The organism is Peribacillus sp. NPDC058002 (genome assembly GCF_042886655.1).
GTDB classification, from domain to species: Bacteria; Bacillota; Bacilli; order Bacillales; family DSM-1321; genus Peribacillus; species Peribacillus aracenensis.
Genome location: NZ_JBHVQU010000027.1, coordinates 1 through 12,019 on the forward strand (window position 1 = coordinate 1; position 12,019 = coordinate 12,019).

At 40.6% G+C, this 12,019-nt stretch carries 14 protein-coding genes; 13 read left to right on the plus strand and 1 reads right to left on the minus strand.

All coding sequences use genetic code 11. The features are described from left to right. The first annotated feature begins 273 nt into the window (after positions 1–273). From ACFVSH_RS07850 to rsmI, 11 genes are all read left to right on the plus strand, one after another. Positions 274–492: a sigma factor G inhibitor Gin gene (locus ACFVSH_RS07850; RefSeq protein ID WP_141993387.1), complete on the plus strand. Its 219-nt coding sequence runs from the start codon at positions 274–276 to the stop codon at positions 490–492. A gap of 243 nt (positions 493–735) precedes the next feature. Continuing rightward, positions 736–2,184 carry an aminotransferase class I/II-fold pyridoxal phosphate-dependent enzyme gene (locus ACFVSH_RS07855; RefSeq protein WP_387705481.1) on the plus strand — a complete coding sequence of 483 codons (1,449 nt, stop codon included), beginning with the start codon at positions 736–738 and terminating at the stop codon, positions 2,182–2,184. A 39-nt stretch (positions 2,185–2,223) separates the two neighbouring features. Then, positions 2,224–2,865: a dTMP kinase gene (gene tmk / locus ACFVSH_RS07860; protein WP_387604921.1), complete on the plus strand. Its 642-nt coding sequence runs from the start codon at positions 2,224–2,226 to the stop codon at positions 2,863–2,865. A 101-nt stretch (positions 2,866–2,966) separates the two neighbouring features. Further along, positions 2,967–3,296: a cyclic-di-AMP receptor gene (locus ACFVSH_RS07865; RefSeq protein ID WP_063235895.1), complete on the plus strand. Its 330-nt coding sequence runs from the start codon at positions 2,967–2,969 to the stop codon at positions 3,294–3,296. A 24-nt stretch (positions 3,297–3,320) separates the two neighbouring features. Then, positions 3,321–3,761, plus strand: coding sequence for a YaaR family protein (locus ACFVSH_RS07870; protein ID WP_192207391.1), 441 nt, complete (start codon positions 3,321–3,323; stop codon positions 3,759–3,761). An 8-nt stretch (positions 3,762–3,769) separates the two neighbouring features. Continuing rightward, positions 3,770–4,774 carry a DNA polymerase III subunit delta' gene (gene holB, locus ACFVSH_RS07875; protein ID WP_370662508.1) on the plus strand — a complete coding sequence of 335 codons (1,005 nt, stop codon included), beginning with the start codon at positions 3,770–3,772 and terminating at the stop codon, positions 4,772–4,774. 1 nt (position 4,775) lies between these two features. After that, positions 4,776–5,606, plus strand: coding sequence for a PSP1 domain-containing protein (locus tag ACFVSH_RS07880; RefSeq protein WP_061440314.1), 831 nt, complete (start codon positions 4,776–4,778; stop codon positions 5,604–5,606). A gap of 50 nt (positions 5,607–5,656) precedes the next feature. After that, positions 5,657–5,995 (plus strand): DNA replication initiation control protein YabA, encoded by a 339-nt coding sequence (yabA, locus tag ACFVSH_RS07885; protein WP_370662572.1) that lies wholly within the window; start codon positions 5,657–5,659, stop codon positions 5,993–5,995. Positions 5,996–6,168: 173 nt separating this feature from the next. Further along, positions 6,169–6,912 (plus strand): tRNA1(Val) (adenine(37)-N6)-methyltransferase, encoded by a 744-nt coding sequence (locus tag ACFVSH_RS07890; RefSeq protein ID WP_260288325.1) that lies wholly within the window; start codon positions 6,169–6,171, stop codon positions 6,910–6,912. Further along, complete coding sequence (locus tag ACFVSH_RS07895; protein WP_387604920.1) at positions 6,899–7,159, plus strand: GIY-YIG nuclease family protein; 261 nt, start codon at positions 6,899–6,901, stop codon at positions 7,157–7,159. The genes ACFVSH_RS07890 and ACFVSH_RS07895 overlap by 14 nt, the downstream gene beginning before the upstream one ends. 1 nt (position 7,160) lies before the next feature. Further along, positions 7,161–8,042 (plus strand): 16S rRNA (cytidine(1402)-2'-O)-methyltransferase, encoded by an 882-nt coding sequence (gene rsmI, locus ACFVSH_RS07900; RefSeq protein WP_387604919.1) that lies wholly within the window; start codon positions 7,161–7,163, stop codon positions 8,040–8,042. 46 nt (positions 8,043–8,088) lie between these two features. Here rsmI and ACFVSH_RS07905 read toward each other — a convergent pair whose 3' ends face one another. Continuing rightward, positions 8,089–8,373 (minus strand): transition state genes transcriptional regulator AbrB, encoded by a 285-nt coding sequence (locus tag ACFVSH_RS07905; protein WP_048689982.1) that lies wholly within the window; start codon positions 8,371–8,373, stop codon positions 8,089–8,091. 630 nt (positions 8,374–9,003) lie between these two features. On the opposite strand from ACFVSH_RS07905, the gene metG reads away from it, so the two are divergent. Together metG and ACFVSH_RS07915 are read left to right on the plus strand one after the other, a co-directional pair. Beyond that, a complete protein-coding gene (gene metG, locus ACFVSH_RS07910; RefSeq protein WP_387705483.1) occupies positions 9,004–10,965 on the plus strand; it encodes a methionine--tRNA ligase in 1,962 nt (653 codons plus the stop codon). Between the two features lie 196 nt (positions 10,966–11,161). After that, on the plus strand, positions 11,162–11,929 hold the full coding sequence (locus tag ACFVSH_RS07915) for a TatD family hydrolase (protein ID WP_387705485.1): 768 nt from the start codon (positions 11,162–11,164) through the stop codon (positions 11,927–11,929). Positions 11,930–12,019 lie beyond the last annotated feature (90 nt).

Here is a 12,019-nt window from a genome sequence, read left to right on the forward strand (position 1 = left end):
TTAAGCTCTTCAGCGCCGATGGTAGTTGGGGGTTTCCCCCTGTGAGAGTAGGACGCCGCCAAGCCATTTAAAAAGATCAGCCATCCGGCTGGTCTTTTTTTGCATAATGCAAAGAAAAATCATTGGATATAAAGGGATTATCAATTAAGGAAACTTTTATAAAGACATACACGTATTGAAATTCTTCATCATACATTGTTAAAAGCATCCCCGGTTCTCTTAAACTATTTAAGTTAATGTATGCGAACAATGGTTTTTGGGGAGAATGCAGGTATGGAGGTGGAGATGTTGGGGACAACAACAACCAAAACAACGGCAGGGGAAACGTGCGCGGTTTGTGAACAAATAAAAGGGATGGGTATACATCTATATACGACTTTTATTTGTGAGGAATGCGAAAGGGATATGATCAGGACGGATACGAATGATCCCAAGTACCAATATTACTTAAAGCAATTAAGAAAAATCACTAATCCTGAAATATTATCATGAAAAAATAGTATGTGGAAAGTTAAAGAGTCAGAGAAAAAAGAAATGATGTGTTTCTTTAATCTCTGATTCTTTTTTTGGTACTTTAGAAGAATGCTTGGCAACATGCTCCCATGTTACTGTTTGTTCCCCCAAAACCGACATGTTCGGAAACGCATAATTGCCTTTCGGCCGACGCAATATGAGATAAAATTGAACTTATTTGATAAAATGAAAAAATACTATGATATATGAGGGAAGAGAAAAATGAATCAATCACAGACACCGTTGTTCGATGCAATGAGTGCTTTTCATAAAAAAAGGCCAATATCTCTTCATGTCCCAGGGCATAAAAATGGGTGGGTGTTTAATAAAAAGGGCCAAGACTTATATAACCTCATTCTTGGTATTGATGCCACGGAGATAAGCGGTTTAGATGACCTGCATGCGCCAGAGGGCGCCATTTTACAGTCCGAGCAACTACTCTCTGACCTATATGGGGTAAAGCGGAGTTATTTTTTGGTTAATGGGTCCACCGTAGGCAACATTGCCATGATTCTTGCTACCTGCCGGGAAGGTGATAAGGTCCTTGTCCAAAGAAACTGCCATAAATCGATTTTACATGGATTGATGTTAGCGAATGTACAACCGATCTTTTTACAACCAGCCTATTATGAGAAATGGGGCATTGCTGGCGGTGTGGGATCAACATTAATCGCAGAAGCCTTGAGTGTACATCCAGATGTAAAAGCCATCATTGTTACCTATCCTAATTATTATGGTCTTGGTGAAGACTTGACGGAAATGGTAAGACTCGCACATCAAAAGGGGATTCCTGTGCTGGTGGATGAGGCACATGGCGCTCATTTTCAGTTGGGAAGCCCATTTCCTAAGCCGGCAATTTTGGCAGGGGCAGATGCCGTTGTCCATTCAGCGCATAAAACACTGCCGGCTATGACGATGGGGTCTTTTCTTCATGTGAATTCACCCTTAGTTGATGTCGATCAAGTATCATTTTATTTACAAATGCTTCAGTCGAGCAGTCCATCTTACCCAATTATGGGGTCGCTCGACTTGGCCAGGGCCTACTTAGCTGCTTTTACATCAGAAGATAAAATATCCCTTATTGAAAAGATATCAGACTTCAGAGGGGAATTAGGTGCCTTGCAAACAGTAAGGGTGCTGGAGGCGCCACAAGGCACCTTGGCAGACCCGTTGAAAGTGGTCATTCAATCAACAAATGGATTAAGCGGGTTTGAATTACAGCAGCTATGTGAAGCCAAAGGCATTTTTACGGAATTGGCTGATCCTCATAATTTATTAATGATTTTACCCTTATTAAAAATGGGTGCCGAATTTCCTTTTCATGAAATCGTTCAAACTATAAAAAGAGCCACTGAAGACAGAACTGGAAGTAAGGAATCAGAACTTGGGGCCCCATGGACTGATGGAAGGTCAATGACAGGACTTGAAATACCATACTCCGTCATGAAGCATAGTAAATCAAAGCCTGTCACATTACGGGAAGCAGTGGGTGAGGTATCTGCCGAGATGGTCATTCCCTATCCGCCAGGCATCCCTTTAATTATGTCCGGGGAAATGATTACTCCTGAGCATATAGACAACCTGAGAAGACTGCGAGAACTGGGATCAAGGTTTCATGGCGGTTCCTCCCTTTCAAACGGAGAATTGATCGTTTATGAAAGCAGGCATTAAAATGATATACTACAAACAAAGAATCTTGGAGGTACATCGATGAAACGTGGTATTTTTATAACAATGGAAGGGCCTGAGGGTGCCGGAAAAACAACAATTACCCAAATGCTTGGCAAGGCCCTGCAACAAGAAGGCTATCAAGTCCTATTAACGCGTGAGCCAGGGGGTGTTCCCATTTCAGAGCAAATTAGGGAAGTGATCCTTAATAAAGATAATACAGCCATGGACTCGAGAACAGAGGCTTTATTATACGCAGCAGCAAGGCGTCAGCATTTAGTGGAAGTGGTCATGCCTGAGTTGGAACGAGGAGGAATTGTCCTCTGTGACCGATTCATAGATAGCTCGTTAGCCTATCAGGGTCATGCAAGGGGTTTGGAAATAGAAGAAGTTTATAATATCAATAAATTCGCAATTGGAGATATGATGCCAGATGCCACGTTCTTTTTTGATATAGACCCGGAAGTGGGATTGAGACGTATCCAGTCCAATGGGGAACGGGAAGTGAACCGTCTGGATCTTGAAGCCCTCGACTTCCATAAAAAAGTTTGTGAGGGGTATCAGCTCATTATAAATAGATGGAAAGACCGTTTCATTATCGTGGATGCAGCCCGGACAATAGATGAAGTTTTTGAGGAAACGAAAGCCAATTTGCTGAAATTTTTAGCGAAAGCAGGAAACTAAATATACAGGTTTCCATATTATTCAACCAATACTATTCCAGACAAGGACTAGTTGCTATAATGGAGATAGTAAAAATTCAGAGTAACCGGAGGATGATGAGAATGAAAATGATCATTGCTGTCGTTCAAGACAAGGATAGTCATCGCCTGCTGAATGAATTAGTGGAAAATAATTTCGGAACGACCAAGCTAGCCAGCACTGGCGGGTTTTTAAAATCAGGCAATACGACTTTTATGATTGGCACAGAGGATGAACGTGTTGACAAAGCAATCCAGATCATCAAACAGAATTGTCAGTCACGATCCCAGTTAGTATCACCGGTTTCACCGATGGGCGGGAATGCCGAATCCTATGTACCTTACCCAGTGGAGATTCAAGTAGGCGGTGCGACCATTTTTGTTCTGCCAGTTGAAAACTTTTTACAATTTTAACGGTTAGTTTCAGGGAGGTTCATTATGAAAATCAACTATGATATCCCTATAAAGCTGGATAAATCGCGTCAGGATGCCAAACAGTTTCAAACCGGAAATGGAAGATTTCAACAAATGGTCCAGACACAGGATCAAAAGATGCAAATCCAAACATTAAACCGTCTGTTAGGCGATATTGAAGGGGCGGGTCAGCGTTTAGTAAGGTCACGCACTTTTAGGGAATTGGCAAAATATAAAGCATTGGTGAAACGGTTTGTTAAAGAAGCGGTTGAATATGGATTGGAATTGAAGCAATCCACGAGCTGGAATGAATATGGACAGAGCAGGCCGTTGAAAACCGTGGAAACGATAGATGTAAGATTAGTTGAGTTAAGTGAGGAAATTCTTAATAAAGAGAAAAGCTCGCTTGAAATTTTGGAAATGATAGGCGAAATTAAGGGTCTTCTGATTAATTTATATACTTAAGTGAGTTGATGGTTTTGGATAAAACATGGCGGGACATGAGTCAAATTCAGCCGCAGGTAATGACGATGCTGCAAAATAGCATAACGAAGAAAAGGGTGGCCCATGCGTATTTATTTGAAGGGGAAAAAGGGACAGGTAAGCAAGAGATAAGCAATGCCTTTGCCAAAAGCTTACTATGTGAAGCCCCGACAGCAGGTTATGAGCCATGCGAACTTTGTCGGAATTGCAAACGGATTTCAAGTGGGAATCATCCTGATGTCCATTTAATAGAAAGAGACGGTCTCTCAATAAAGAAAGAACAAATCAAGGGGCTTCAGGAAGAATTTTCGAAAAAAAGCGTAGAGGCGGATCGGAAGGTTTATATGATTGCCGATGCCGACAAAATGTCGGTGGGGGCAGCCAACAGTCTATTGAAATTTTTAGAAGAACCTTCAGCTGATACTGTAGCAATATTGATGACCGAACAGCTTCAGAGGATTCTGCCGACTATATTATCAAGATGCCAAGTGATTTCGTTCAAGCCATTATCTCCTGAGAATGTGAAACGGAAGCTGATGGAACAGGATGTAGAACCACAGCTGGCTTCGGTTATTGCACACATAACACAGAATGTGGAAGCTGGAATCGGGCTTAGTCATGATGAATGGTTTGTACAAGCTCAAAAAATAGTGGTAAAATTATATGAAGTGTTAAAACTTAATTCCTTGAAGGCATTGCTGTACCTTCAGACGGATTGGTTCACACACTTTAAAGAAAGAGAACAGGTTGACAGAGGTCTTGATTTGTTACTTCTTATATATAAGGATTTATTATACATTCAGTTGGACAAAAAGGACTTCGTTGTGTTCCAAAATAAACTGAAGGAATTTGAAACTCACGCTCTTCATCTTTCCCCAAGACGCCTTGCTGAACATATGGGTTGCATTTTGGAAGCAAAAAGGAAGCTGATGTCCAACACGAATCCACAGCTGTTGATGGAACAGCTTGTGCTGAATTTGCAGGAGGGATCATGATTTGTATGATGTTGTAGGTGTCCGTTTTAAAAAGGCGGGCAAAATATACTACTTCGATCCGGGTGAATTCGCTATTCCTAAGGACGATTTTGTAATAGTGGAGACTGTCCGCGGTGTTGAATTCGGTAAAGTCGTTACAGCCCGAAAACAAGTAGATGAAAACGATGTTGTCCTGCCATTGAAAAAAGTACTTCGGGTCGCTGATGCAAAAGATAAGCTGATTGTAGACGAGAACAAGGCGGCTGCAGAAGAGGCTTACTCTATATGTTGTCAAAAGGTTGTGGAGCATAAGCTGGATATGAAGCTGGTTGATGTGTCATATACTTTCGACAGAAATAAAGTCGTGTTTTATTTTACAGCGGATGGTCGCGTGGATTTCCGTGATTTAGTCAAGGATTTAGCTGCCATATTCAGAACTCGCATAGAACTGCGCCAAATTGGGGTAAGGGATGAGGCAAAGATGCTTGGTGGCATCGGACCTTGTGGCAGAATGCTTTGCTGCTCCACATTTCTTGGAGATTTTGAACCGGTTTCCATCAAAATGGCGAAGGATCAGAATTTATCATTAAACCCTACAAAAATCTCAGGTTTATGCGGTCGATTGATGTGCTGTCTGAAATATGAAAATGATGAGTATGAAAGTGCGAAGGAAATGCTTCCTGATTTAGGTGAAATGATTAATACGCCTGGTGGCAAAGGCAAGGTAGTGGGGCTTAATATTCTAGAACGCGTACTTCAGATTGAACTAATCGAGCAAGAAAGAGTATTAGAGTATACTCTAGATGAGATTCTAAAAGAGGGAGCCGTTTCTATTCAAGCCACAGATTATTAAGGTGGTGGGAGAGCGTGGATAAGAAAGATATTTTTGAGTCGGTGACCAATATGGAAACCCAGATAGGCCAATTATATAAGCAGCTTGGAGAGTTGAAGCAGAACTTAGCTGAAATCCTGGAGGAAAATCAGTCGCTCAAGCTGGAGAAAGAGCATTTGCGCCATCGGTTGGGCCTTGTGGAAGTCGAAAGTGCGCCTGCTGCAGTAAAGGTCAAACAAAAAGTGAAAAACCGTACCGCAAGTACGGACAAGGTTATGGATATCGGGGAAGGCTATGATAATTTAGCCCGTATCTATCAAGAAGGCTTTCATATTTGCAATCTGCATTTTGGCAGTTTACGAAAAGAAGGGGATTGCCTGTTCTGTTTATCTTTTTTAAACAAGAAGTGATAAAGGAATAATATAAAAGATGTTTCTTTTACGTGATAGATAGACCGTTTACAATATATAGTGATTCGGGGTCTGACGCATACTATGAGTCAGACCCCTTTTTGTACGATAGTAATGTAGAAGCATGGTCCCTACACATGCTTTTTCGATACATGATTAGGAGGGTAACAGCAATGGTGGAACTTAAAGGCGATGAGCGCCTGGATTATCTATTGGCTGAGAATTTAAGGATCATCCAGAGCCCATCGGTGTTCTCTTTTTCATTAGATGCCGTTTTATTATCAAGGTTCGTAAATGTACCGATCCAAAAAGGGAAAATCGTAGATCTTTGCTCAGGTAATGGGGTCATACCCTTGCTGTTGAGTACAAGAACGAAAGGGACAATTACCGGTGTTGAAATACAAGAGCGGTTATATGACATGGCCCAGAGAAGCATGGACTATAATGGCGTGTCCTCCCAAATCGAGATGATTCATGGGGATATAAAGGAAATTCCAAAACAGATAGGGTATAGCAAATATGATGTCGTAACTTGCAACCCACCCTATTTCCCGACACCATCCATCGAGGAAATTAACAAAAATGAGCACTTTGCAATTGCCCGACATGAAATAATGTGTAATCTTGAGGACGTCATGCGTGTTACAAGCCAGCTGCTGCGTCAAGGTGGGAAAGCTGCATTCGTTCATAGACCGGGCCGTCTGATGGATATCCTGCATTTCATGAGGATGTACAGAATAGAACCGAAGCGGCTTCAATTCGTTTATCCTAAGAGCTCAAAAGAAGCGAATACGATTCTTATAGAAGGGATAAAGGACGGCAACCCTGATTTGAAGATTCTTCCTCCGCTTGTTGTATATAATGATCAAAATGAGTATAATCCGGAAATCAGAAGGATTCTATATGGAGAGGAATAAACATTATTTTTATGTTTTGAAATGCAGGGACGGCAGCTATTATGCAGGGTATACGAATAATTTGCACCGCAGGATTGATGCTCATAATAATGGCAGGGGCGCAAAGTATACACGAGGCCGGGCACCGGTTGAACTGATTTATCATGAAATATTCGAAACACGGACATTGGCCATGCAGGCTGAATATAAGTTTAAGCAATTAACAAGAAAACAAAAGCAAAAGTGGATGGCAAAGGAGGAAACATGATATGTGGCAGCAAAAGAGTTTTGAAAAAGAAGGATTGGAGCCAGCTCTATATCTGGTTCCTACACCGATAGGAAACCTTGAGGATATGAGTTTCCGGGCTTTAAGAATCTTGAAGGAAGCGGATGTCATTGCTGCTGAGGACACGCGAAATACGAAGAAATTATGCAACTACTTTGAAATTTCGACACCTATCGTCAGTTACCATGAACATAATAAGGAATATAGCGGGAAGCAAATGCTAGAGAGGCTTCGATCCGGCGAGGTCATCGCATTGGTAAGTGATGCTGGCTTGCCGACGATATCCGACCCGGGATATGAACTGGTCAAAGAGGCCATTGCCGAAAAGTTTAAAGTCATCCCGTTGCCAGGGGCCAATGCTGCTTTAACTGCATTGATCGCATCAGGACTGATTCCGCAGCCTTTTTACTTCTATGGCTTTCTACAACGGGGAGCAAAAGAAAAAAAGCAGGAGCTGGAAAAATTAAAAAAAATGGAATCGACTTGGATCGTTTATGAATCGCCACATCGATTGAAAGAAACATTGAAACATATGCATGAAATTTTAGGTGACCGCCGTATAGTATTATGCCGCGAGTTAACCAAGAAATTTGAAGAGTTCATCCGAGGGACTGTGAGTGAAGCTTTGACGTGGGCGATGGAATCAGAAATTCGCGGTGAGTTCTGTTTAATAATTGAAGGTGGGCAATGGTCGGAAGATGAACCTGAAGAAGCTTGGTGGACGGCCCATGACATCGTCGGTCATGTTAATCATTATATGGAAACCAAGCAATTCACCTCTAAGGATGCAATCAAGCAGGTCGCAAAAGATCGCAATATGCAAAAACGTGATGTATATCAGGCGTATCACATTGATATAAAATAATAATAAACATAAAAAAACTTCCGAAGACCGGAAGTTTTTTTATCATTTATTTAGAAGCAGTGAAGTTTTGTTGAATTTCTTGAATAAGTAATTCTGCACCTTCACGACTAAGGATCAATTTACCATTAGCAAGTGTAAGGTTGTTATCGGAAACTTCACCTGTAACTTGGCAAGTCATGTTTGGTTTGTATTTTTTCAGGATGATGCGCTCATCATCAACATAGATTTCAAGAGCGTCTTTCTCAGCGATACCCAATGTACGACGAAGTTCGATTGGAATAACCACCCGGCCTAACTCATCAACTTTACGAACAATACCTGTAGATTTCATTTAAAAAATTCTCCTCTCAGTTACAATCTAGTACCCTATTTCTATTTTTTTCGCCATTATTCGACAAATTTTTTTATAAATTTATAATACCAGCCATTCCCAAATTCGTCAATGATTTATTTTCATTTTTTTGTAAGAAATAGCATGGCTCTTTTCGTGTTACAAAAAGGCTTTTAAAGAGAAAAAATTGGATATCATTAAAAATGAAGAAATAGCAGGAAACAGAGGACTACTCACTTCACCACATTTCGACAAAGTATGCATATAAAAAACACACTTCACTATTATATGATTAAATATAAATTAGTTTCAAAACAAAAGTTCTGAATTAAGGATAATCTTCTGAAAAAGTTTACGAATATGTGAGTTGTTGCACAAAAAAAGAAATTTAGGTATATTTTGTTGAGATAAGAGGTAATGCTGTCATAAGGGAAGTTCACTTCCAGTCCCCTTATTGTTAAAATGAAAATTTACTTCTATTTTTTATTCTATTAACATGATGATTAGATTAGTGATTATTGTCGCACAGAATTGTATATAGCGTTAAAATAGAGATAATAGCTTAAAATATATTCTTATGGCTTGGGCGAGTCCTATAGCCGGTTTTTCAAATGATGAGGAGGGAACGAAGTGCAAGATAAATTAAAAACATTCTATATCACGACACCCATATATTATCCGAGTGGTAATTTACATATAGGGCACGCGTATACGACAGTGGCAGGGGATGCCATGGCTCGTTATAAAAGGATGCGTGGCTTCGATGTCATGTATTTAACTGGAACTGATGAACATGGTCAAAAAATCCAGCGTAAAGCGGCTGAAGAAGGAGTCACTCCTCAGCAATATGTAGATAATATCGTATCAGGGATTAAAGAGCTCTGGGAAAAGCTTGATATTTCATATGATGATTTCATCAGGACGACGGAAGATCGCCATAAAGAGGTCGTAGCCAAGATTTTCAAAAGGCTATTGGACCAGGGTGATATATATTTGGACCAATATGAAGGATTATATTGTACACCTTGCGAATCTTTCTTCACGGAACGTCAGGTGGAAGAAAGCAATGGAAATTGTCCTGATTGCGGTAGGCCCGTTGAAAAGGTGAAAGAGGAATCTTATTTCTTCAAGATGAGTAAATATGCGGATCGGTTACTGAAGTTTTATGAGGAAAATCCGAATTTCATTCAACCGGAATCGCGCAAAAACGAAATGATCAATAACTTCATCAAGCCTGGATTGGAAGATCTGGCCGTTTCCCGTACTACTTTCGATTGGGGCATCAAGGTGCCGGGAGATCCAAAGCATGTTATTTATGTATGGATTGATGCATTGACCAATTATATAACGGCATTAGGATACGGAACGGATAATGACTCTAAATACTTGAATTATTGGCCTGCCGATGTACATTTGGTAGGAAAGGAAATCGTTCGTTTCCATACAATCTATTGGCCGATCATGTTAATGGCTCTTGACGTGCCGCTACCAAAGAAAGTCTTTGCCCACGGATGGCTTCTCATGAAAGATGGTAAAATGTCCAAATCAAAAGGGAACGTAGTGGATCCCGTTACATTGATTGATCGTTACGGTTTGGATTCTTTACGCTACTACTTATTGCGAGAAGTACCCTTTGGTTCAGACGGAGTATTTACACCGGAAGGGTTTGTGGAGCGGATCAATTTTGACCTGGCAAATGATTTAGGGAATTTATTAAATCGAACTGTTGCAATGGTCAATAAGTATTTTGATGGTGTGATTCCTAACTACGAAGGATCCAATGGCGAATTCGAAAAGGCTTTGCTTGAAATGAACCAAGATACGGTAGGCAAGTATGAGGAAGCCATGGAAAACATGGAATTTTCAGTTGCACTAACATCCATTTGGCAACTCGTGAGCAGAACTAATAAATTCATTGATGAGACCCAGCCATGGACTCTTGCTAAAGATGAATCAAGGAAAGAAGACCTTGCTAGTGTCATGGTTCATTTGGCGGAATCATTGCGCAGGACGGCAATCCTTTTGAAACCGTTCTTGACGCAAACACCAGAAAAAATCTTTGCTCAGCTTAGCATCAAAGATGATGTGTTAAAATCCTGGGACAGTTTAGCGGAATTCGGTCAAATTCCTGCTGAAACAAAAGTCTTGAAGGGAGAGCCGATCTTCCCTCGTCTGGATATGGAAGAGGAAGTTTTATATATTAAAGATCAAATGCAGGGCGGCGCCCCCAAGGCTGAGGAAAAAGTGGAAGAGACGATTCCTGAAGTCGATGAAATCACTATTGATGACTTTACAAAAGTGGAGCTTCGTGTTGCTCAGGTCATGGAAGTTGAGCCTGTAAAGAAAGCGGATAAGCTTCTTAAACTTCAGCTTGATTTGGGTTATGAGAAACGTCAAGTCGTATCAGGCATTGCACAGCACTATAAACCTGAAGATTTAGTAGGCAAAAAAGTGATATGCGTAACAAATTTGAAACCTGTTAAACTTCGTGGCGAGCTCTCTCAAGGAATGATTTTGGCGGGAAGCCAAGATGGAGTGCTCTCAGTCGCTACAATAGATTCATCGATTCCTAATGGTTCAAAGGTGAAATAAACCGATGAAAACATAAAGGTGTTTCATATGAAACATTTTTATGTTTTTTTCTTTATGCTTTTGGAAAAAGTAATTTAATACAGGTTCAGGTTCTGCATTTGGGCATATAGAAGCCTTTGTAATCTTTTTGTTACCTAAATGTGAAACATAAAACTTTCATTTTTTAATAAAATAGTGCTAGAAAGGGAGAAAAATAATGTTATTTGATACACACGTACATGTTAATGCGGAACAATTCAACGAGGATCTCGAGGACGTAATAGACAGAGCTAAGGAAGCAGGAGTCAATAATATGGTAGTCGTTGGTTTTGACCGGCCCACTATTATAAGGGCAATGGAATTAATAGAAGCTTATGATTTCATGTATGCCGCGGTCGGATGGCATCCTGTGGATGCTATAGATATGAAAGAAGAGGACTTACAATGGATCGAGGAATTATCCAATCATCCAAAGGTTGTGGCCATTGGTGAGATGGGTCTGGATTATCATTGGGATAAATCACCGAAAGATGTTCAAATGGAGGTGTTCAGGAAGCAAATCCGACTGGCAAAAAAGGTGGGGCTGCCCATTATCATCCATAATCGGGAAGCGACCGCGGATATCGTGAACATACTCAAGGAAGAAGAGGCATCAAGGGTTGGAGGCATCATGCATTGCTTTAGCGGAAGTGCAGAAACGGCTTTGGAATGCATCAATATGAACTTTTATATTTCATTGGGTGGACCTGTGACCTTCAAGAATGCAAAAAAACCAAAGGAAGTGGCAGCATCCGTACCTTTAGACCGTTTACTGATAGAGACCGATTGTCCATACTTGGCTCCCCATCCTTATAGAGGGAAGCGTAATGAACCTTCGTATGTGAAACTTGTTGCTGAACAAATTGCAGAAATCAAACAACTCACATTAGAGGAAGTTTCCCAGGCAACAACGGAAAATGCCAAGAAATTATTCGGCATTAACTGACATTTTTTTTTACAATATCTCCCGGGGTTCACTAGCTAAAATTGAATTTTTTCTAAGGTTTCTACAAATTTCACCCCAACCATAGGCTTA